This is a genomic window from Rosistilla carotiformis, assembly GCF_007753095.1.
Lineage (GTDB): Bacteria > Planctomycetota > Planctomycetia > Pirellulales > Pirellulaceae > Rosistilla > Rosistilla carotiformis.
In genome coordinates, this window is the sequence record NZ_CP036348.1 from 4058617 (window position 1) to 4080685 (window position 22069).

At 57.8% G+C, this 22069-nt stretch carries 16 protein-coding genes; 4 read left to right on the top strand and 12 right to left on the bottom strand.

Features of this window, described 5'->3' with window-relative positions:
* Nucleotides 1–401 precede the first annotated feature (401 nt).
* The 3 genes from katG to rtcA form a co-directional block, all read right to left on the bottom strand.
* Nucleotides 402–2765 carry a catalase/peroxidase HPI gene (gene katG / locus Poly24_RS14665; RefSeq protein ID WP_231753149.1) on the bottom strand — a complete coding sequence of 788 codons (2364 nt, stop codon included), beginning with the start codon at nt 2763–2765 and terminating at the stop codon, nt 402–404.
* Between the two features lie 453 nt (nt 2766–3218).
* Nucleotides 3219–4619, bottom strand: coding sequence for an RtcB family protein (locus tag Poly24_RS14670; protein WP_231753150.1), 1401 nt, complete (start codon nt 4617–4619; stop codon nt 3219–3221).
* A gap of 28 nt (nt 4620–4647) precedes the next feature.
* On the bottom strand, nt 4648–5664 hold the full coding sequence (gene rtcA / locus Poly24_RS14675; protein ID WP_145096676.1) for an RNA 3'-terminal phosphate cyclase: 1017 nt from the start codon (nt 5662–5664) through the stop codon (nt 4648–4650).
* Between the two features lie 430 nt (nt 5665–6094).
* On the opposite strand from rtcA, the gene Poly24_RS14680 reads away from it, so the two are divergent.
* Nucleotides 6095–6976, top strand: coding sequence for a pyruvate kinase (locus Poly24_RS14680; protein ID WP_145096679.1), 882 nt, complete (start codon nt 6095–6097; stop codon nt 6974–6976).
* A 12-nt stretch (nt 6977–6988) separates the two neighbouring features.
* On the opposite strand, the gene Poly24_RS14685 is transcribed toward Poly24_RS14680, so the two are convergent.
* From Poly24_RS14685 to Poly24_RS14715, 7 genes are all read right to left on the bottom strand, one after another.
* A complete protein-coding gene (locus Poly24_RS14685) occupies nt 6989–7354 on the bottom strand; it encodes a hypothetical protein (protein ID WP_145096682.1) in 366 nt (121 codons plus the stop codon).
* Nucleotides 7355–7777: 423 nt separating this feature from the next.
* Nucleotides 7778–9829, bottom strand: a complete 2052-nt coding sequence (locus Poly24_RS14690; RefSeq protein WP_145096686.1) for an alpha/beta hydrolase — start codon at nt 9827–9829, stop codon at nt 7778–7780.
* Nucleotides 9830–9886: 57 nt separating this feature from the next.
* Complete coding sequence (locus Poly24_RS14695) at nt 9887–11698, bottom strand: hypothetical protein (RefSeq protein WP_145096689.1); 1812 nt, start codon at nt 11696–11698, stop codon at nt 9887–9889.
* Nucleotides 11699–11820: 122 nt separating this feature from the next.
* Nucleotides 11821–12144 (bottom strand): hypothetical protein, encoded by a 324-nt coding sequence (locus Poly24_RS14700; RefSeq protein ID WP_145096693.1) that lies wholly within the window; start codon nt 12142–12144, stop codon nt 11821–11823.
* Between the two features lie 15 nt (nt 12145–12159).
* Nucleotides 12160–13437: an MFS transporter gene (locus Poly24_RS14705; RefSeq protein WP_145096696.1), complete on the bottom strand. Its 1278-nt coding sequence runs from the start codon at nt 13435–13437 to the stop codon at nt 12160–12162.
* A complete protein-coding gene (locus Poly24_RS14710) occupies nt 13401–14270 on the bottom strand; it encodes an alpha/beta hydrolase (RefSeq protein WP_145096700.1) in 870 nt (289 codons plus the stop codon). The genes Poly24_RS14705 and Poly24_RS14710 overlap by 37 nt, the downstream gene beginning before the upstream one ends.
* Before the next feature lie 178 nt (nt 14271–14448).
* On the bottom strand, nt 14449–15225 hold the full coding sequence (locus tag Poly24_RS14715) for an NRDE family protein (RefSeq protein ID WP_145096704.1): 777 nt from the start codon (nt 15223–15225) through the stop codon (nt 14449–14451).
* 510 nt (nt 15226–15735) lie between these two features.
* On the opposite strand from Poly24_RS14715, the gene Poly24_RS14720 reads away from it, so the two are divergent.
* The 3 genes from Poly24_RS14720 to Poly24_RS14730 are packed head-to-tail and all read left to right on the top strand — an operon-like array spanning nt 15736 to nt 16980.
* On the top strand, nt 15736–16005 hold the full coding sequence (locus Poly24_RS14720) for a FliM/FliN family flagellar motor switch protein (RefSeq protein WP_231753151.1): 270 nt from the start codon (nt 15736–15738) through the stop codon (nt 16003–16005).
* A gap of 7 nt (nt 16006–16012) precedes the next feature.
* On the top strand, nt 16013–16645 hold the full coding sequence (locus Poly24_RS14725; protein ID WP_145096712.1) for an HD domain-containing protein: 633 nt from the start codon (nt 16013–16015) through the stop codon (nt 16643–16645).
* The gene (locus Poly24_RS14730) at nt 16642–16980 is read left to right on the top strand and encodes a tRNA-binding protein (RefSeq protein ID WP_145096715.1); all 339 of its coding nucleotides are present in this window, start codon (nt 16642–16644) and stop codon (nt 16978–16980) included. Before Poly24_RS14725 ends, Poly24_RS14730 begins: the two co-directional genes overlap by 4 nt.
* Before the next feature lie 9 nt (nt 16981–16989).
* Here Poly24_RS14730 and Poly24_RS14735 read toward each other — a convergent pair whose 3' ends face one another.
* The gene (locus Poly24_RS14735; RefSeq protein WP_145096717.1) at nt 16990–20331 is read right to left on the bottom strand and encodes an efflux RND transporter permease subunit; all 3342 of its coding nucleotides are present in this window, start codon (nt 20329–20331) and stop codon (nt 16990–16992) included.
* Nucleotides 20332–20336: 5 nt separating this feature from the next.
* On the bottom strand, nt 20337–22058 hold the full coding sequence (locus Poly24_RS14740) for an efflux RND transporter periplasmic adaptor subunit (protein ID WP_231753152.1): 1722 nt from the start codon (nt 22056–22058) through the stop codon (nt 20337–20339).
* Between the last annotated feature and the right edge of the window lie 11 nt (nt 22059–22069).

The following is a 22069-nucleotide window of genomic DNA, read 5'->3' on the forward strand; positions in this document are numbered from 1 at the left end:
CAAATCTTCTGAAAAGCCTTCCGCCATTAGCTATCCGACACGGATGACGCTGCCACAGCGTACGCTGGCAGAATGATGGGGGCAGAATAATTCGTCGCGCAACATCATTCTGTCCCGATCATTCTGCCAATCTTAAAATTGCTTCCTTCAAATCTTCTGAAAATCTTTCTGCCAAAAGCGATCCGCGACACGGATAACGTTGCCACAGCGTACGCTGACAGAATGATGGGGGCAGAATGATTCGTCGCGCAACATCATTCTGCCCCCATCATTCTGCCAATCTTCAAACTGCATTTATCAAGTCCTCCCCCCAAACTGTTCAGCAAGCAAAACCATCCAGTGTCTGAAGCATAAAAAAACGGTCCGCGCACGAGGCGCGGACCGTTTTCGATCGACAGCGATTATTGTCCGCCAACCAGAGCGACTTGCGTTCCAGTGCGTTGTTCGCGATCGAGGTCGAATCGATCGAGGTTCATCACCTTGGCCCAAGCAGCGGCGAAGTCGTGGACGAACTTCTGCTTCGCGTCTTCGCTGGCGTAAACTTCGGCGATCGCTCGCAGTTGCGAGTTCGAACCGAAGACCAGATCGACGGCACTCGCCTGCCAACGCAGCTCACCACTCTCTCGGTCGCGTCCTTCGAAGAAGTGTTCGCACATCGGCGACTTCTTCCAAACCGTGTCCATGTCCAACAGGTTCACGAAGAAATCGTTCGACAACGTATCGGACTGTTTGGTAAACACGCCCAACTTCAAATTGTCAGCGTTGACGTTCAACACACGCATCCCGCCAACCAACGCGGTCATCTCGGGGGCCGTCAGCGTCAACAAGTTCGCTCGATCGACCAACAGTTCGGCCGCGGGGCGGTCGAGCGTGTGACCGTAGTAGTTGCGGAAGCCATCGGCTTTCGGTTCCAGAACGGCAAACGCTTCGGCATCGGTCTGTTCGTCGGTCGCATCGGTGCGGCCCGGATAAAACGGAACCTGCACTTCGTATCCGCCGTTCTTGGCCGCTTGTTCGACTGCCGCAACACCGCCCAACACGATCAGATCGGCAAGCGAAACCCGCTTGTCTCCCGATTGCTTTCCGTTGAAGTCCTGCTGGACCTTTTCCAACGTCTTCAAAACCTTGGCGAGTTCAGCCGGTTGGTTGACCGCCCAATCTTTCTGCGGAGCCAATCGGATTCGAGCGCCGTTGGCACCACCACGCTTGTCGCTGCCACGGAAGGTGGAGGCAGAGGCCCATGCGGTCTCCATCAATTCGGAGATCGAAAGTCCGGAGTCGAGCAGATTCTTCTTCAATTCCGCGATCTCCGCTTCGCCAATCAAAGCATGCTCGACCGCGGGAACCGGATCCTGCCACAATTGCGGCGGGGCGACCGACGGTCCCAGGCAGCGCGAAACGGGTCCCATGTCGCGATGCGTCAACTTGTACCAAGCGTTGGCGAACGCCTTCTCGAACTGATCGGGATTTTCGTGGAACCGCTTGGAGATCGGACCGTAGATCGGATCCAGCTTCAACGACAGGTCGGTCGTGAACATGATCGGCGCGTGCGACTTGTTAGGATCGTGCGCGTCGGGAACCGTTCCCTCCGCCGATTTATCCTTCGGCGTCCACTGGTGCGCCCCGGCGGGACTCTTGGTCAACTCCCATTCGTAATCGAACAGGTTGTCGAAATAGCTGTTCGACCACTCGGTCGGCGTCGTGCTCCAAGCGCCTTCCAAACCGCTGGTGATCGTATCCTCCGCATTCCCCTTGCCGAAGGAGTTCTTCCAGCCGAGTCCCTGTTCTTCCAGTCCGGCCGCTTCGGGTTCGGGGCCTACATATTTGCTGGGATCAGCCGCACCGTGCGCTTTGCCAAACGTATGCCCACCGGCGATCAAGGCGACGGTCTCTTCATCGTTCATCGCCATGCGAGCGAATGTTTCGCGGATGTCGCGAGCCGCGGCCAACGGATCGGGCTTGCCGTTAGGGCCTTCGGGGTTCACGTAAATCAAACCCATCTGAACCGCAGCCAAAGGATTTTCCAACTCGCGATCGCCATGGTACCGCTTGTCGCCCAACCACATCGTCTCGGGGCCCCAGTTGATGTCCAACTGAGGTTCCCAGACGTCTTCACGTCCCCCAGCGAACCCGATGGTTTCCAAGCCCATCGATTCGAGCGCGCAGTTCCCGGTCAGGACCATCAGATCGGCCCAAGAGATTTTTTGGCCGTACTTCTGCTTGATCGGCCACAACAAACGGCGAGCCTTGTCCAGGCTGGCGTTGTCGGGCCAGCTGTTCAGCGGCGCGAAACGCTGCGTTCCGTAACCGGCACCGCCGCGACCATCGGCCACGCGGTAAGTCCCCGCACTGTGCCAAGCCATGCGGATGAACAACGGTCCGTAGTGTCCGTAATCGGCTGGCCACCAATCCTGCGACGTCGTCAGCAGCTCGGTGATGTCCTTCTTGACCGCGTCGAGATCCAAGCTGTTGAACTCCGCCGCGTAATCAAAGCCATCCCCCATCGGATTGCTTTTGACCGAGTTCTGATGCAGGATCTGCAGGTTCAATTGATTGGGCCACCAGTCGGCATTCGATTGAGCCCCCGCCGAAGCGTTCCGATTGTACGGGGGAATCGGCGCCCCCATCACCGGGCATTTTTGAATCGATGCGGCGCCGTCGCCCGACGCCCCTTCGGAGGCCGATTCCTCGGCGAATCCTGTGGTTGCCATGCCGAGCATGGCGAAGCTTGTCATCAAACAAGCAAGATAAATGGTTTGGGTCATTCGATCACTCCTGAGGTTGAGGCGGTTGTTGGAACCTTGTCATACGACCCGACGCTCCGAGAACTCCAGTCTTGGTTGCGGGCCCGTTGACTGAAGTAAGTATCTGCGAACTCTCGCCATGCATCCAATGCATTCCATGGATACCGACAATGCACCAAGCACATTCTTATAGAATGCGGATCCGGCGTCTGCCAGCATCCACTTACTATAGATTTCCTAGGTCAGCATTGCAACGTTCCCACCTGACAGAGGCGATCGACGTATGGGAAGTCTCCGAGCAGAAGCAGCCCTTCCCCCCGGGGCACAGCGGGTCCCAGGCAGCCGATAGAAGATTTGCCCGCCGCGAATCGACGCCGCAGCCCCATCGCAGTTCGAAGACGTGAGGGGGCGATGACACTGCCCACGACGTGAACCGTGTGGGCAGTGTCCTTCCACGTTACGGAAGAGAAAGGTTCAGTCCTCCGGACGTTCTCCCGCTTCGGCCATCTTGACCAAACGCGGATCGAAGCGGGCGACGGTTTCGACCAGATCGTGCTGCGACGCCATCACTTGGTCGATGTCTTTGTAGGCCATCGGGACTTCATCCAGTCCGGCCGACATCAACGTCACGCCGCGATCGTCGAGGAACTTCTTCACCTCTTTCCATCGGAACTGCTTCTTCGCAGCGGTGCGACTCATCTTGCGACCGGCACCATGCGACGCGCTTAACAGCGACGCTTCGACACCTTTTCCGCGGACCACGTATCCGGGAGTCCCCATCGAACCGGGGATGATTCCCAACACGCCTCGGCCCGCGGGCGTCGCTCCCTTGCGGTGGACGATCAGATCCTCTCCGCCATGCGATTCTCGCCAGGCAAAGTTGTGATGGTTCTCGACATCCAACAAGACTTCGACTCCCAAGTGGCTTGCGATTTCACGGTGGATGCAGGCGTGGTTGGCCGCAGCGTATTCCCCCATCAAATTCATCGCGTTCCAATACTCTTGGCCCTCCTGCGTATCCAAGTTCAACCAGGCAAGGTTCTGCAGTTCGCGTGGCAGTTCCGGGTGCGTCGCTTTGGCCACACTGCTGTAGTGGGCGCAAACCGAGGCTCCCGTTCCCCGCGACCCGCTGTGGCTCAAAAGCGCCAGGTACGTTCCGGCTGCCAATCCCAGATCGTCCGCCGGCAGCGTCAGGACGCCAAACTCCACGAAGTGGTTTCCGCTGCCGCTGGTTCCCAATTGTTTCCACGCCTTATCCTTGTTCTGGAATGTGATCGGCGAGACGCGCCAATCGGCATCCATCACTTCGTGTTGCCGTCGCTTACGGAAGCTCGCACCGATCCCGAACTGCGTTTCCCGCTCGATCGCATTTCGCAATCGATCTTGATTGGTATCGAGCGTTTCGACAGGCATATCCAAAACGGTCATCTTCATCCGGCAGGCGATGTCGACGCCGACCGCGTAAGGAATCACGCAGTCCTTCGTCGCCAGAACGCCACCGATCGGCAGGCCGTAACCCAAGTGCGCGTCGGGCATCAGGGCACCCGATACGGTTACCGGCAGCTTGCAGGCGTCGACCATCTGTGCCACGGCACCCGATTCCAGACCGTCCCCCCACTGACGCCAGGGAGCGGGTTCGTCGCGACCGATGTAACGGTCTTGAGCTGAGAAGACGGTCTGCAAAGCATCGGCCAACGATCCCCAAAGAGGATCGTCCTTCGCCGACGCGGGGTCTTCGACAATTGCCGCGATCGCCGTTCGTAGTTCAGGTCGCTTCAAGCCCTGGGCCGACGCGTTGCGGACCGCTTCGACAGCCGCTTGCATCGCGATCCCTTTTGGAATTCCCAAGTTGTTCAGTTCACGCGTCTTCATCATGCTTCTCCCACATCCCTCATCCCACCGATCAACCGACTCGAATCAACACGAATTCATCTTCTTGCGGCTGAACGTCGATCTCCAAATCCAAAAACATCTTGATCGTTTCGATGTTCGTTAACGTATGCTGCGTCGTCTGTTGGCAGCGAAACTGGCCGCCGCCAGCCATGGCCAACGGCAACAACAATTGATCGGCCAAATGAACTCCCACCGGAGCCGTTCCATTCAAATACTTCTTCAGTTCGCCGGCGGCGCCTTTCGCCACACGTTCGGCCGATACCTTCACATCGCCAAATCCGGTTACCACTTCGGTCACGTTTTCATAGCTGACACGCAACAACAACGCGTTGCCGGGGCCCGGTGACGTCGTCACTTGTTCGACTTTTAAGGTACTCTTTGGCCAACCGAGCGTCCGCGCGGCGGTCTCCAGTTCGCGTGCCGCGATCTTCGCTGGCAAACGGGAAACGATCGCCAACGCCTCGCGATTCAACAGCTTTCCCCGTTGGATCAGCTCGATCGGTTGCAGCTTTTCCGCTGGCGTAATCGCCGCGCTACACCGTCCACCACCCGCCGGATAAAAGCCCGGCCGATCGAGCGTCATGCGAACGTCGGGACCGATCTTTTTCAGCAACGGCAAAAAGCTCTGCTCCAGGAATTCGAACGGCGGTGCAAACGGATTGTGCGTTCCACCTTCCAAATCAACGCGCGACGGACCGTCGGCGATCATCAGAGCTGGCAAAATTGTTTGCAGCACCAACAGACAACTCCCCGCCGAACCGATCGCAAAGTGATAATCGCCCGCTTGGATTTTCGACGGTTCAAACGTAAGGGTCATCGAACCCAATCGATCCCCTTCGACTTTGGCACCGCTGACGGATGCGGCCGCCTTGACCGCGGTCAGATGTTGTCGCAACAAACCGGGACGACTGCGGCCGGCGCGGATGTTGACAAACCTCACTGGTTGCAAATTGACCATCGACAGCGCCAACGCGGTCCGCAGGATCTGCCCGCCCCCTTCGCCGCGCGAACCATCGACTTCGATCATGTCCCCGTCCCCATTTCCATCGCCCCCTCAAAATTACTATCGTATCGTCTAAGGACAGGCTTCCGCCAAATAGGCTCGCGCCGAACCAAGAAATCCTGTCGCTTTCAGCGTCCCTCGCAAACTCGGTTCGGCACGGTGCTTGCTCTTAGAAAGCGCCACGCGCCGCTCAACTGTTGCCAGCGTTCAAACGGTGTTTCCCGCCCCATGCGGACGAGACCATCCAATGCTTGCATTACGGCGTCGTTTCCCAGACGACTCAACCGCTCTGGAACCGATCCAACTCGCATCGTCCGGAGAGAAAGGCTGTCGCTTCGAATTGTCACGCAAGAGCGATTTTGATAGTCTGCGCCCGGCGCGATGGAATGAGCCGGATTGGCGTTCTACGGTCCTTTAGTCCGAAAAGTGATCTTCATAGAGAGGGTGTAGCGCAATGAGCATTCGACAATCCATTTTACGAACGGTCTGTTTGCTAGGCATCTTTTGCAGCGCAGTGGGCGCCATCGATACGGCAGAGGCCGTGGAGGCGGTCTCACGGGATTTTCAGGTCCGCCCATTGGAACGGATCCCGGCCGGAACCGAGATTAAACCCGAAGGGACTCAGGGTTGGTCCGACCTCGTCTTGTTTGTCAAGGGTTCGCTGGGCAAGGGAGATGTCGATGCCGCTTCGTCGACGGTGCGTGATTACGCAGCGTTGTTCAACCTCGCCTACATGGCCAACGTCGCCAAAGATTCCGAAGGCAACTATACGTTGGACAAAATCGGGATCGGTTTTACCACGAAAATCGACGGACGCGACGTCGTCATTTCAAGCGACACCCACAAACCATTGGGTGCCGACCTGGGAATGATCGGCGGGGCAGTCTTCTCGGCGAACGAACGCGCATTGGACGACATCGTCCAAGTGGCCCGATACCGTGATGGAGTCATCTTTGATGCCCCAACGATCATGCTGCGCGACGGGAAGCACAAGAAGGTAATCGTCCGCTTTTTCGTTTGGGTTTCGCCGCAAGGGACCGTGGGTACCGTTTGTTGGGCATTGGACGGATACGGCCACCCTGAATACGCCCCGATCGACAACGATGTCGTCTTGTTGCGGCCGCATTTGGTCGAAGATCGCGTCATGCATGTCGACGGCAACCGTTTCACGTTTGGGATTCCCTCGGAAGATGCGTTCGCTGTCGTCTCGTTACCACCCGGGCGGGAATACAAAGTCGACAACGATTTGGCGACACTGCTTGCGAAAAAACAGTACGATCCTCAAACGTTCTTCACGACGGTGCAAAAGCTGTCGCAGGCCTTGTCCGCCAATTAACGCCGGGCCACGTCAGCTCCGCTTGCGACGCGTTTTGGAACGCAATTGCTTCCAGACTTTGCGAGCGCATTGCCGGTCCAGCCGCACTAGTTGTTTCAGTCGCGTGTCGATCGTGACCACCGCGCCACGATCATTCTTGGCATAAACAAACGGCAGACAAACGGTAAAGACTTTCAACGGTTTGCCTGTCTCCTGGGGCCGGAATCGAAATGCGATCGGTTCCTCTGCCGGGAGCGTCAGGGAGGAACAGGCCCATAGGAACGACGGCAGTTCAACCAGTTCGGTAAGCACGGTGACGAAATCCCCCGGCTGAATATCTTCTCCGGCAACGCGTGCCGCCACAGCGGTCGCTGCCGCGGGCTTGGATGCAACTTTCATAATTTCTCGATCAATCCAATGGAATCAAAGGTTGTGAGTTGAGCGGGTCTACACGTCGGATGCCGCCGCGGGTTCGCTCACCGATTCGTTTTGATTGCCACACACATCGTTGATTCTCGAAATGAAAGTTGCATTGCGCTGAGCCCTTGGTGGCCGAGATCCCCCAACGCCGCCGCCAAGGAATTCCCCGCTTCGCCACCGCGGGCGAAGCTCTCGTGTCACCAGGAAAGCGGCGTCACGTTGCTACCAGGACAGAAGAGCAAGGTCCACGGTTCGGACTTTTCCCGTTCAATTTTTGTTCCTGCGGGAAAAGCCAATGGGACATCGAGCCCCAAACCAGTGAAGCACAGGATCGGGGCGGCGCAGCGCCGTCGGTGCCGACACGTTCGCGGACCGAATTTGGAAACGCAGGTGTACCGAATGTTACTCGCGCGCCAACGGCCACCCCAGCGGTTCGGCAACCGCGCGCACTTGGCGGACCGCTTCGTTGTCAGAAGTATCGAGCGTCAAGGGATGCCCAGCGGCAGCGAGCGCCAACAGATCGGTCAAATCGATCGCTTTGCTCAACCCCAACAGAATCGGCCCGTCGGCTAGATTTTCGGGCAATTGCCGCAGCGTCAACGAAACATCCGCGTTGGTCAAACTGGCCAACATCACCATGCACGCTTCTTTCCCCGACGCTTCGATCTCCACCGATTTCGCAACCGGAAGCCCCTTGGCCGACTCGGCAAGCAACTCCAACAGGCTGCGAATTTCCGACACGCGAATACCATCCAACGATTGCCCCAGCAAATGCAATCGGCGTCGCAAATGCGTGGTCTCTTTCTCTGTTTCCATCCATCGCGACTTTCCATCGCCCTGCAGCATCAAGAACACCACGGCTTGGTTCTCAGACGCCACCGTCTTCGCGACCGCTTCCAACCCGACCAGTTCATCGTCGGCGGTGCTGTACTGGACCGCTTCGCCATCGATGGTGAAGCGAATACCTTGTTCATCCGGTGAACCGATACAAACCTTCAACGCTTCGATCGGCTTATCGGTTTGTGGAACCGCAGTGATGGCAAAGCTCTTCAACGGGGAATTTGAATCGATCTCGAGGTGACGAAACGCCACCGTTCCCACCACTTGGCGTTTGGTTTCGTTGACCGATTGCAGCGCGAAGCCTTCGACATTACGTACCGCTCCCGGAACGTCGTCGATTCGCTGCAAGCTTTCCGCTTGCCGTTTCGCCCAAGCCGCGTTGTCGGTTGGCAATGCGGCAGCGGTCGCTGCCGGCACGAACCATTCTTGAACGTCGGTCACGCGTTGGTCGGCCGGAATCCCGTCGACATAGACTTGCAACTGTTGCGGTTCGTGTACCTTCCGAGCCACTTCTTCCATCTCGTCGGTGGAATTCTTCAGGTGTTTTTCGAACCACGCGAACGCACCGACTCGCAACGCCTGCGTGTCCTTATGGGGACCTTCGGTGATGTGGACGGCGACGTTATCGAGCGCTCCCAAGGCTTCGTAAACCTTGGTCGTCTTCTGGTACGTACGAATCACACCATCCAACGGAAAGATTCGGTCGCGATGCGAATTGGCGAACAGCAGCGCACGTGGTGCAATCATCGCGGCGACGGTCGCAAAGTCCCATCCGAAACGATTGACCATAAACATGCAATCGCAGTGCCCTTCGATGCATCCATCGACGACATGGTTTCGCATGTCGGTGATCCCAGCGACCGGCACGACCGCTTTAATGCGTTGGTCAATCGCCGCGGTCCACCACGAATAAGATCCGCCGCCACTGCGTCCGGTCACTCCAAAACGCTTTGCGTCCACTTCGGGACGCGTCTCCAAATAATCGAGTGCACGCATCGAGTTCCAGGCTTCAACACCCGCGGGCGTGTAACCGCGGGAGGCCCACCACCACATCCCTTTGGAATAGGTGCCGTGATGGATTCCTTCGATCTCGCCCAACTGGATCGTATCGATCATCATGCAGACATAGCCGTGACGGGCGAACCAGACACCGTGGTGATGGTACCCGACCTTGTTGCCATAACTGACACCATCCTCTTTCACCCGCGCGTGGCCACAGACGTAGAGGATCGTTGGAAACGGTCCCTCCCCGGCACTTGGCAGGTACAGATTTGCACTGACGTACAATCCTGGACGGGACTGGAAATGGATTCGTTCCACCGCGTATCCGTCGTACTCCGTCCGGTCGACAATCGTTGGCTTGAGATCGGTCCGCTCGGGCCAAGGATTCAACCCCAACATGTCGCGCAGCTGCCGTTCCAGTTCAGGCCGCTGGGCGTTCCATTGCTCGCCGGTCAGCGGTTCGGTTAAGCATCGCGATTCGACGGTGGCGGTCCGCTGAGCCAGATAAGCGTCGATCGGACCGCGGCCAGGATATTCCGCCACGGCGGGGGCAATCCAAAGCAATGTAAGCGCAAACAGACAGGCACGGTGCGGAAGGGAGTTCAGCAACATCTTCGTCGTCCGGTGGGTTTCAAGGTAGGAGAGGGGAGAGGGGAGAGGCAGGAACGGTCAGTTTAATTGACGCAGGTCCGCAACAAAATAGTCGTGTTGCACCCAGGCGGGCATAACGTCGAATCGCATCATCATTTGATTCAAACCAACCATTTCTTCTTGGCTCTCACCCTCACTGGGCATTGCGGGCAACGGGAACAGCACGGCAGCCGCGGACGGCAAGGAAGCAAAACGGGCGATCACCGATTCAAGATAAAGGCCTTTGATCGTGCCGCCGATGGCGACCAGATCGACTTGCGAGGCAGAGTCCAATGCCATTGCGGCCCGCAACGTCAACGGAGGCTGCGATTCGGTCACCAACAGATCGCTGGTCAACGCAGCGATTTGGGGCGAGTAATCGAGCGCAGCGGGAACGTTGGCAAAGACGCGATCGCGATATCCCGACAACAAGAAACGCCCTCCCCCCGGAATTCGCGTCAAATCGTTGGCACGAACTTGCGCTTCCAGCAGTTTCGGCGCGGGAACGACGAGTAATTCGGGAGAGCTGATCCGCAGCGTCGGCGTGGTCGGCCGGCTGCCCGGCTTCGCAAACAAACCTTGATAGTCGTCGGAGCTTTGGTTGGCTTGCGCAAACACGCTCGCCAATGCAGGGAAGCTCGAATCCAATTCTTTCGCTTGTGCAGCAGCCAACCGCCCCCGCCAAGTCAACAGATCGTCGGTGGCGCGCCAGTAGCGATCGACCAACGCATCGGCTTGCGGATTCGATTTCAACAGCTGCGCCAGCGGCGGCTGGACCGCGCGTGCAAGGGCTGCCGACTGGGTACTTCGTGCCAGGGGTGCGATCACGTCCAAGTAACGCATGTAGAGCCCAGCGGCATCGGCCGCCGTCGCGCGACTCGCATCGGCGACGATCAATTGCGGCAGCATCGCCAACAACTTGGTGTTCCATTCCGCAGCCGTTTGCGTCCACGGACCGTGCCCTTGTTTGGGGACCGCGTCGAGATTTTGCAGAGCCCAATAGATTCCCTGGCATCGGACCAGTCCTAGCTGGGCCTGCTGCCACTTCGCGAAGAACTTTCCAAACGCTTCGGGGCCCGTCGCCGGTGCGCCATCGATATCGCAGCTGCCGGTTTGACCGATCGATGCAATCGCCGCGGTCAGTTCCGTGGAGAACGCTTCCAGATCGGGCGACTGGCTGGCAACGATCTCTTTCAACTTTGCCGCCGACGCCGCTTTGCGTTCAGTGTGCCACGCGTTCTGAAACGAATTACGGACCGTTTCAAACGGATCACCATAAGGTCCGCGCTTCGTGAAATGGATCCAGAGCAGATCGTCCCACAACTTCTCTTCGGCCGCCCGATAGGCGGCCGCTGCAGCTTCTAAATCGCCTTTGGATGCCAGTTCGCTGATCCGCTGCAGCTCTTTCTCGCGCGCCCGCGTTCCTCTTTCCAACGCCTTAAAGGCCGCCGCTTCCAGTTTTTGACCTCGTGCTGTTCTTTCGTAAAAGACCGCGCCGTGATGCGCTTCGCTCCACATCTTCTTGCCCCGGATCCGCAACTCAAAACCGGCCGGTTCCCCCATGTCGATCAAGTCTTCGGCCAGTTGCTCTATTTCGGTTCCGGCAAAGGTGCAGCGGGCAATCACTTGGTGTGAGATCTCTTCGATCCGGCCGCTGGTCCGCGCCGCATTGATCTCTTCGACGTCCTTGAAATTAGCTTTCCAAAGCGCTTCGCATTTCGCCACCAAAGCTTTGCTGTCGCCACACAATCCGTGCACGCTCAAACACGCATTGGGATCGCGACTGCCAGGGGCTGCCATCGCTGGAAGACCAGCTGCCATCAGCACCAACAAGAAAAGGAAACGGAACATATTGAGGGCTCCTGATAAAGAGAGGAGAGTGATAAGAATGGAACCATCTTACCACCTGTCTCCCCGGCGTGTGCTTCGCTTTCGGTCGCAGTACCCCACTGCCGGCCAACCCCTCTGCAGCGTTATCCCTCTTCGACAGCTTCCTTAATCGCTTGAACGATCCCATGGCGAGAAATCGCCAACGACGTCGCTCGATTCACGTCGATCCCCAGTTCTTTCCCTAAGCGGATCGCAAGGTCGACGTCGCGGATACCGTGGAACTGGTTTGTCGGCGTCCCATCGACATAGATTGTATCGCGATCGTTGCGGAAGCTCGATTCCAAAGCGTCCGCCAGTTCTTCGATCCACGCTTCGGGAACCCCTCGGCTGCGGCAATGCTCGACCGGCCAGATATCGCGTCCGGTGCACTCGTCCAACAAGGTCAGGGCCAGATGTCGTTGCAGCACGGGAACCTCCACCGGTCAATTCGAAAGACTTGCCATGCGCGTCGACGTGTCGCCGCGCCAAATATAGACGCCGAGCCCAAGAACACAGATCGCGCCGACGGTTGCAAACAACGCGGCGAATCCCAATCGATCCCCGACGTAACCCAACACCGGTGCTCCGACAAGCGTCCCCAGATCCAACATCATCATGGCTAGCGCCGCCCCCGTTCCGCGGACCTCGTTTGGAAAAGGCTGGATCGTCAACGAAGTCATCGTATGGAACATCATCCCGTGGCCGGTCCCCGTCAGCAGCGCGGGGACCACGATCAACCATGCGTTTGAGGAGCTAACGAGGCTGTAGCTGAACATGCCGATCGCCATCGACGCCATCCCCACAATCAAGATTTTATGCGGGCCGATTCGATCGGGAAGATCGCCCAACCACAATCGAACGGTCACGCCCCAACCGGCGTAACACAAAAAGAAGATCCCGATCACCGAGACCTTGCCGATCGCAAGGGGCGCGTTGTCGACAAAACTAGCGACAAAGATGAAGGGCGCCGTCATGCAAACGCCAAAGACAAAATCGACCAACAGAATTGCCCCGGGCCAATATTGAAGCGTCGTCGCTACGAAATCGGATAGCTTCACCGACCGCCACGTCCCATTGCTGGCCGGGGTCCGCATCATCAACAAGAAGAGCGCCGGCAACAAACTGATTCCCCCCGCGACAAGAAACAACCAGACAAAGTCGGGACGCTGTCGAGCGACGAGTACGGTTTCGGCACCGTTGCCCAAGATCAGATCGCCCAGCAAGGGACCGATCAACATCCCCACAAATCCCCCCGCCCCCAAGACGCCAATCGCTTCGGTCCGGCGATGCTCCGGCGCGGTTTGCGAAATGTAGGTCAATCCGCTGGCAAACACGATCGCAGCGGCTAACAACGTGCAGGCGCGGATCGCATAGATCATGGGACTGAGATCATCCAAGCAGAGGTTCGCCACTGCGGAGAATGAAAACAGAAGGTACCCGTACAACCACATCGTTCGGGAACCCAAGCGATTGATCCATTGCGCGATCCAAGGTCGCAAGAACAACCCCAACGTCGCACTGGCTCCCATGATCATGCCGACCTGGCCGAGATCCCCACCGAGGAACTCGATCCAGCGAGAGTAGTGAGCCATCAGAGTGTTGGCGATCACAAAGCACATCTGGCTGGCGAGCGCGAACATGAAGTTGCGGTCGTATAGACGCGGCGGTTTCTCGGTCGCTTCGGTCACGGTTTTTGCAACGTCGGCGGACCGTCGATCCATCCCAACTTGTTCAAAAACCGATCCGCTTCGACCACCGTCTTGCGATACCAACGCCCATCGTCGTTGCGAACGTTAAAGAAGCCGTGCCCTTGCCCCTGGTAGACATGCAGTTCGCTATCGACTCCCACCGCCAACGAATCGTCGCGGAACTTTTCCGCCGTGGCGACCGGAATCAAACGATCTTCGCTGCCCAGAAAGACGATCGATGGCGGATCGTCTTTGCTCAGATTGTGCGCTGGGGAAAACTCCTGATAGCGATCGCCGACGCGAGCCGTTCCCCAGCCACCGGGGCCGTTATCGTAAACGGGGTTGAACAACAGCATCGCCTGGCTCTTCGCCGAGACGGACCGATCATCGGTCGCCGCATCCCCGCCGTCGACACAGCCAACAAACGCGGCCAGATGACCTCCCGCCGATCCACCGGCCGACGCGATCCGATTCGGATCGATTCCAAACTGTTCGCTGCGAGCACGAATCCAACGCATCGCCGATTTGGCGTCCTGGACGCAATCGACCGGAGGCGTTTTGGATTTGCGATCCAACAAACGATATTGCACTTGGAAACAGACCACGCCGCGCGAGGCAAAATATTCGCTGTGCGAACTGAACTGCCCCGGTTCGCCCCCCAACCAGCCGCCGCCATGAAAGAAGACGATCGCCGGACGCGGTTGCTTCGGCTTCTCGCCCGCGGGCTCGGTGACATAAAGCACCAAATCTCGCCCATCCACCGACTTGTAGACGTGCGACGGTGCGTCTGGTTTGGCAACGCAGACCGCGGCAGGGGCAAAGCCCATCAAAATCGCAAACGACAAGAATCGGCAAAGGCTTGGCATCAAAGCACCATCGGTGGCAAGAGGAGGACGCAAGAAGGAACCAGAGACTGTCAAAGCGGTTTTGGCGGGAAGGAGGGGGGGAGATTCACACCGGCTCGCGGTGAGGGTGGGCATTGATCGCGTGAACTGGGGGCTGCGTCAACAGGGACGCACCACCCCAATTTCTATCGGTCGAACATTAAGCGCGTTGCGCCTTGGTTCGCGCCTCACGCAGACCTCGGCTGAGGATGTCACGCAACAGCGGCGAGTAGTCTTCGTACTTCGCTTGATCCGGAGCTCCCGTCGAGAACTGATAGATCGCATCGCGAGGTTTCACGCCCAACGACAACAGCGTGCTGCTGACGGTTCCGTAATCGTTGCCGCGAACAACCATCGAAGGTCGGCCGGGCAGAGTCGGAGTGCGCGCGAAGACCTTGCTGGCAACGGCCAGGAACTTGACGGGGGAGTCAAGCGTCTGCAACGTCAACAGCCGACGCGCCATCGCGACACGTTCGTCGGTTGGATCGTTCAAGTTGCGCGAACCGATAATGTTCAGCCCCTCGACAAGATCGACGACTTCGTGTTCTTCTTCGGAATGGATCGCGAAGCCCGCGGTGGCATCGGCGATCATGATGTTGCACCCCTCGTATCGCGTCTTGCTCAATTCGGTTTGAGCTTTTTCCAAAGCCTTTCGCGAGGATCCGCAACGCAACAGATCCAGACACAACAAGCCACGAGATCGCTGCCCAAATAAAGGGGTCACGGTCGCACGGTTGCAGATTCCTACAAACATCCCATTCTGGTTCACACCCAGCCAAGTCCCACCGCCGCGTTGGTCGATTCCGCACAGGACGCGCGGTTTTCCCGACTGGATCGAGGGGGCCAAACTGGGGCGGTCGAAGTATTCTTCACGGTTCGCCGCGACCAAGACTGGGCTTTCAGGAACCAATTGATATTGCAAAGCCAATAAGCACATCGTGGTTGGGTCACTTTCCAAAGATCAGAGGCTTAGAATCGTTTAACTTCGGCAAATTGCCGAACTGGTCTCCTGCACCAGCTCAACTAAATGTAACGCTTCGCCCCCCGCGGTTGCACCCCCTGCCGGGGGGTTCCGTTGAGGAATTTAAATCCTTCTCGATATTGGGATTCCTTCCAGCGCTGCATCGTTAAACCATTGCACGGTCAAATGTTACGCATCTCGCAGGCGTTTTGTTCAACACCTATTGACGGGGGTTTTGAACGATCTGGTTCAGTTTTCGCGATGCAACGGAAGCAAAGATTACAAAAGAGAGATCTGTTAGTGGGTTTGGGTTCGGTGGTTGGAAACGGTTCAATCGCGCATCAAGGGGGGCCCCCGCGGATGCCGATGACACTATTGGGAAGATCGCCCCCCGTGACCGGTTTTCCCGCAACGCTCGCAGGCAAAGCAAGCCTTCCTCGCTGCCACCGACATCGCGCTCGGTGAACTCTACCCCCAGGTGTGACCGTGCGAACAGCAAACCCTTCTTTTCAACGACGCGTGTTGGGCATTGAAACCGAAGTCTCGGTGGTGCTGGCAACCAAAAAAATTCCGCTGGAAGACGTCTTGAATCTGACCACCGGTGCGATGTTGACCTTCGAGAAGGTTTACGACGAGCCGTTGAACCTGATGATTGGCAAGGAGCTGATCGCGTCGGGTGAAGTGGTCAAATTGGGAGACAAGTTTGGACTGCGCGTCCGCGATTTGGCGTACGAATCCAACCATTCCGACGATTGAGTTGCCGATGGATCGCGAACAATGCCAATGCGTCGAGGCGGTCGAACAGATCGTTTGTCAACGGATGGCCGGACAAGCCGCAGGGCACGACTTCGATCATGTGCTGCGAGTTCGTCACGCAGCCCAAAGCCTGCAGGCGGAAGTTGGCGGCGATCGGTTTGTCATCGAACTGGCTGCCCTGCTGCATGATATTGGGGACGCCAAATTTCAAGGTGGAATCGAACGCAGCGGGGAGTTCACGCAACAGATTCTCGCCGAACAACCGGTGGCCTCGCCCGTCATCCCTCGCGTGGTCGAGATTGTCGAAACAATCTCGTTCCGCAAACGAACCGATCGGTCCACGTTGACGCTCGAAGCACAGATCGTTCAAGACGCCGATCGATTGGACGCATTGGGAGCGGTCGGAATCGTTCGCACCATCGAGTATGGTGCCACCGTCGGCCAGCCGTTTCATTGTTCGCAAACCGAGAGTGAACCACGCCCTACCGGGATCGATCACTTCCACGAAAAACTGTTCCGTCTAACCGACCTGATGAACACCGACCCAGCCCGCCGCATCGCGAGGCAACGGCACGCCTTCATGCAATCGTTTCTCGACCAATACCTGCGGGAATGGAACGCAGCACGGAATGCTCAATGAACGAGATCACCTGGGACGAATTTCAGCGTGTGGAATTGCGGGTCGGCACGATCGTGGCGGCTGAAGCATTTCCCGAAGCCAGGAAGCCCGCCTACAAGCTTCGTGTCGACTTTGGCCCCGAGATCGGCATCCGACGCAGCAGCGCTCAGATCACGGACCTCTACACTCCGCAACAGTTGATCGGACGGCAAGTGATCGGTGTCGTCAACTTCCCGCCCAAGCAGATCGGACCAGTGATGTCCGAGTGTCTGGTGACGGGCTTTCATCGCGGCGATGGAGCGGTGGTGCTGGCCGTGCCCGACCAATCGGTCGACAATGGAACACGGCTCGCCTAACACGAACGCTTAGCCCTCCTGGGGCTCGGGAAGCTTCACCGGTTGCACGCCAAAGGTCTCCACCAGGATCGCGTAAAAGGCGGGCACGATCACCAAGGTCAACGTGGTCGTCAGGATCAAGCCAACGATCATGCAGTAGGCGAGTCCTTCCCACAGCGGTCCACCGCTAAGGGCAAGCGGTATCAAGCCGCCCACGGTCGTCGCAGTTGTCAGAAAAATCGGCAGCATCCGCTGCTTTCCCGCGTCGACCAAACAGCCACGAAATTCGGCAACGCTTAGCCCCACGATGGGCCCTTCGGCGGATCCTGTTGCGCGTTTCGCCAAGGCCCGTTGAGTGATCAAGATGTCGGCGAATTCGATAAAGATAATCGCCGTGTTGAGCACGATACCGAACAGTGCCAAGATCCCCAACTGAGGCATGAAGCCCAACGATTTGTCGGAAAGGAATAGCCCCAGCCAGGCGCCGACTAAAGCCAACGGCAAGGTCGAAAGAATCACCAACGGTTTGGACCAGCCGTTGTATTGGAAAATCAGGCACAGCACGATCAAAAGGAAGGAGATGCCAAACGACGTCATCATCTGGCCCCCCGCCTCGGCACTCTCTTCGTACGATCCCCCTGGTTCGATCCAATAGCCTATCGGCAGCCCCGCCTCCAAATCACGCATCGGATCGGACTTCAAGACCCGTGCGACCACGTCGTTTCCCGTCACCCCTGGTTCCATGCGTGAGCTCACCTCGATGGTGCGATTCATATTCCGCCGTTCGACGCGGGCTAATTCAAAACCGGGATGCAGCCGCGCGAGCGAAGCCAAAGGAATCTTCCCATTGTCCCCTTCGACAAACGCTTCTTGAAGACCGCTGATCGATTGACGCTGGCTAGCCTGCAACCGGAAGTAGACCGGCACCTGGTGATCCCCTTCGCGGAACGTCGTCAATTGCAATCCGGAGTAATAGGAATGGAGCGTTTGGGCGACTTGCGAATTCGTAACTCCGGCGAGGACCGCGCGATCTTGATCGACAGCGACACGAACCTGCAACCCATCGACGCCCCAAGAATCACTAACGTCCCAGGTTTCGGGTTGTTGATCGACGATCTCCTTCAGCCGATCGGCGGCCGTCCGCAGCACCACCGGATCGGCAAACCCATTGCCTGAGATACGGAAGACCAACGGATCCGCTGGCGGACCGAGTGCCAATTGCACCGGCACGATCCGCGCGCCCACGATCGGATCGATATCCAGCGACGGATCGCCGCGTTGGCAGACTTCACGGACCCTTTCGGCGTATTCTTTTGTTACCGAACTGTCGGTGGTGCGGACCAATATTTCGGCGTACGAACGCGTCTTCGGTTCGGGTTCCCAACCGAGATGCCATCGCGCGCCTCCACCACCGACCATCGTTCGCATCGATCGCAACCGCGGCACCGTGACATCGCCTTCGGTCGCCAGTTTTCGAATCGCGGCTTCCACCTTCAAGGCAACCTGATCGGTTTGATCGATCGTCGCGGTTTCGGGCAAGAGGATCTTCACGGCGAACTGCGTCCCGTCAGCCTCCGGAAAAAATTCGCTGCTGACGGGCAATGTCATGATCCCGACCATCAATATCAGCACACACAGCGCCGTCGTCCATTTGGCGGCAACGGCGATGTGGCCGATCACGCCATACGTTCGAAATGCCAGATTTTCCGTGGAACGATGGCCTGTCCGGCTTTCCGAACCGTCGGCCGTCCGCTTGCGCCACCGCGAGGACCATCGACTCAAAACCGCGAACCCGGCGAGCACGGGCGATCCCGATTCGTCCGGTTGCGGGGCTCGAATGAAAACGCCAGCCAAGATCACGCAAAGACTCATCGCCAACAACCAACTGAGTGCGAGCGTTGTCGAAACGGTCACCGGCAAGCTGTAGACGTACTCCTTCCCTCCGCCTTCGAGCGAAATCAACATTGGCAAGAAGGCCGCCATCGTCGTCAGTGTTCCAACCAACATCGGGATCGCCAAGGTATTGGCACCGTCGATCGCGGCGGGAAAGGGGGCCATTCCCGCAATCTGGTTGGTCCGCGCTTGGTCGCAAACCTGGACCGCATTATCGACCAACAGGCCCAGCGAGATGATCATCGCGGCCAGCGAGATCTGTTCCAATTGCACTCCGAACAACGCCACGATCCCCAACGTGATCAGAACCACGATGGGAATATTCGCCGCCATCACAAACGCGGTGCGAAAGCCAACAACAAGATAGACAACAATCACCACGATCAAGACAGCTTCGATCACGTTGATCATTACGTCACGGATTTTTTTGGCGACGCTTTCCGATTGATCCGAGACGGCCGTGACGGCGATGTCTGGCGGAAGGCGACGCTCAACGTCCATCATCTCCTTGACCCGTGCATTGGCTGCGTTGCAAACCTCGATAATGTTGGAGCCCGACTTCATCGTGAGCCCTAACATCACCGCCGGTGTGCTGTGCGTGACGTCTCCGTACCGGCAGAGGTAATTCGCGGGATCTTCCAGTCCTCGCGTAACGGTCAGTCCAAGCTCCGCCAGCGGGACACTGTTGTCTCCACCGTCGGTATGGACGGTGCTGGCGATCTGTTGAATCTCATCCACCGCATTAAATTCGCCCCCCGTGTTCACCGAATAGTGTCCGGTCACGGTGTCCAGTTGGCCACCGGCTTCGATGATGTTCCGTTCCCGTGCCAGCGATTCCAGCTGGGCAGTGGTCAAGGCGATCTGCGACCAATTTGCGAGGTCGGTCTCGATATAGATCGCCTCCTGCCGCTGGCCAAACATGTCCACCTTTGCCACGCCCGGCAGCAAACGCAATGCGTCCTGAACGTCCTCGGCGTAGATTTCCAACTGGCGGGCGGAATAAGCGTCCTGTGGCCGGATCTCGGGCCGACCATGCGTTGGCGTCTGATGAATCGCCAACAACAGAACCGCGGTATCTCCAAATTCATCGTTGACCACCGGACGGACATCGCTGGCCGGCATCGGTACCAAATCGACGCGCGCTCGAACCTTGTCCCAAACCTTTTGGATATCGGATGGCGGAACGTTGTCTTCCAATTCCACAAAGACCGTCGACTGCCCCGTGACGGTTGTCGATCGCGTCAGATGAACCTCTTCGATACTGATCAACTTTTGTTCGATCTTATCGGTCACCAACTCCTCGACCGTTTCGGCAGGCGCTCCCGGCCAGGAGGTCGAAACGACGCACACCCGGATCGTGAACTCGGGATCTTCGCGACGGGGGATCGTCACGTAAGTGACCGCGCCGGTGGCCATCGCCAACAGCACCAAAGAGATCACGATCGGTTGATATTTCGCGGCAAGGGCAGGGAGTGACATGATGGTTACCGTTCCTCCTTGGGAACCGTCGCCTCGGCCGCCGATTCGATTTCGCGGTACAACGCTTCCTCGCTAACCCCGGCTTCCTCGCGCACAATCGAATCGAGGCTTTGTTGTCCGATCACCCGGACCGCTTGGCCATCGCGTAAATAGTGAACCCCGCCAACAATCACCTGCAACCCATCGGTAAGTTCCGCCGCCCGGATCTCCATCAACGATCCGGCGTCAAGGTTTTCAGCGGGGACCACCTGCACGGGCAATTTCCTGGCAACGCCCTCCTCGTAGACGAACAGCGACGTTTCCCCCGATTCTTCGTAAATCGCGTCGATCGGTACATAAAACCCAGGCTCGATGACGTTGCTGGACAGATCGACCGTCACCAAATCGCCGGGGCGCAACATCCATTGAGAGCCGGCATCCAGGATGACCGATTCGCCATCCCAAGTCGAAGCGTCGTTGTCCTCGAACTTCAGCTGGCCGACATAAAGCGTGTTTTCATCGACCGGTTCCGAATCGACAAACGCGATCGAACGGAACGTCCAATTGCCCAAAAATGGAACCCTCAAATCGTGCTCGACAATCCGTCGCTGACGGACCTTCAAAACGGTCGGCAAGACATCGCGGAGCTTGGCATTGGTCACTTGATAGATGAACGGACCTTGGTCGTCGCGGAGGATCGATTTTTCTTCGACCAGCAACACACCGGGGCTGGTCACCATCATCTGTTTCAACTTCAACGGCCAGAGGTCCTCCGATCTGGCCACCGTCGCCGACCCTGGAGACTCATCGGGCAGGTCGTGGATCTTTTCGTTCAGCATCAACAACGACATCGCAAAGGTCCGTGTCGTGGGATCCGCGCTGGGAGCGATTCGGTAAACAAACGCGTTTTGAACCCGCGGATTGCCATCGGGCAGAAGGAACGAGACGGGGAGATGCCGGCGTTTGCGCATCAACCGCGACTGCCGCGACGACAGTTCGACTTCCACCTTGATCGGACTGGTCATCTGCAAGGTCAACACCGGAGATCCCGCCGAAACGACACTCCCGGGAACCACCATCACCTCGGAGATCTGTCCTTGGTAAGACCCGTACAACGTGGTGTTGTCCAAATCGCGACGGGCATCCCGCAATGCCTGTTGCGCCCGACGGATCTCCGCCGCTGCGGATTTAAACTCCGCGCCCGTCTGCTTTTCGCTAGCCAGCAGCGAACTGAGCGAGGCTTGTCGCGCCTGGACTTCGTTACGCGCTTGATCAAATTCCGACAGCGACGCAGCATTCTGTTTTTGCAGCGTTTCGATACGAGAGAATTCCAATTCGGCCAGTTTCAAGTTGGCTCGCTCGGCATCCAGCTCGGCCGGCAGGGCCTCCTTCAATCGGATCTCGATCCCCTCTTTCCGCAATTCCGCGACCTCGAGATTCGCTTCGGCCGATTCAACGGCGATTTCGTAGCGAGACGATTCGAGCTGCGCCAACGGCGTTCCGGCTTGGATCAATTTGCCGTCGGGATCGACCATGCGACCGTCGACATCCTTACCCGGTTCGAGCACCCATTCGACCCGGCCAGCAACTTCAAATCCGATCTGTTCGGTCTTCCACGCCTTAACGCTTCCCGACCCGGTGTAAGACGACGACGGAATCGCTTTGGACAACGTCAGCAACGAGACGGGCAGCGGTGGCTTACTCTCCAATTCAACCGCGTCTTTCCGACACCCGATGGAGGGTATCATGAGTGCGACGC

What these genes read in the sequence shown, in the direction of transcription:
- katG (WP_231753149.1), bottom strand. Translation starts at nt 2,765, where the DNA reads ATGACCCAAACCATTTATCTTGCTTGTTTGATGACAAGCTTCGCCATG.
- Poly24_RS14670 (WP_231753150.1), bottom strand. Translation starts at nt 4,619, where the DNA reads ATGATGAAGACGCGTGAACTGAACAACTTGGGAATTCCAAAAGGGATC.
- rtcA (WP_145096676.1), bottom strand. Translation starts at nt 5,664, where the DNA reads ATGATCGAAGTCGATGGTTCGCGCGGCGAAGGGGGCGGGCAGATCCTG.
- Poly24_RS14680 (WP_145096679.1), top strand. Translation starts at nt 6,095, where the DNA reads ATGAGCATTCGACAATCCATTTTACGAACGGTCTGTTTGCTAGGCATC.
- Poly24_RS14685 (WP_145096682.1), bottom strand. Translation starts at nt 7,354, where the DNA reads ATGAAAGTTGCATCCAAGCCCGCGGCAGCGACCGCTGTGGCGGCACGC.
- Poly24_RS14690 (WP_145096686.1), bottom strand. Translation starts at nt 9,829, where the DNA reads ATGTTGCTGAACTCCCTTCCGCACCGTGCCTGTCTGTTTGCGCTTACA.
- Poly24_RS14695 (WP_145096689.1), bottom strand. Translation starts at nt 11,698, where the DNA reads ATGTTCCGTTTCCTTTTCTTGTTGGTGCTGATGGCAGCTGGTCTTCCA.
- Poly24_RS14705 (WP_145096696.1), bottom strand. Translation starts at nt 13,437, where the DNA reads ATGGATCGACGGTCCGCCGACGTTGCAAAAACCGTGACCGAAGCGACC.
- Poly24_RS14710 (WP_145096700.1), bottom strand. Translation starts at nt 14,270, where the DNA reads ATGCCAAGCCTTTGCCGATTCTTGTCGTTTGCGATTTTGATGGGCTTT.
- Poly24_RS14715 (WP_145096704.1), bottom strand. Translation starts at nt 15,225, where the DNA reads ATGTGCTTATTGGCTTTGCAATATCAATTGGTTCCTGAAAGCCCAGTC.
- Poly24_RS14725 (WP_145096712.1), top strand. Translation starts at nt 16,013, where the DNA reads ATGGATCGCGAACAATGCCAATGCGTCGAGGCGGTCGAACAGATCGTT.
- Poly24_RS14730 (WP_145096715.1), top strand. Translation starts at nt 16,642, where the DNA reads ATGAACGAGATCACCTGGGACGAATTTCAGCGTGTGGAATTGCGGGTC.
- Poly24_RS14735 (WP_145096717.1), bottom strand. Translation starts at nt 20,331, where the DNA reads ATGTCACTCCCTGCCCTTGCCGCGAAATATCAACCGATCGTGATCTCT.
- Poly24_RS14740 (WP_231753152.1), bottom strand. Translation starts at nt 22,058, where the DNA reads ATGATACCCTCCATCGGGTGTCGGAAAGACGCGGTTGAATTGGAGAGT.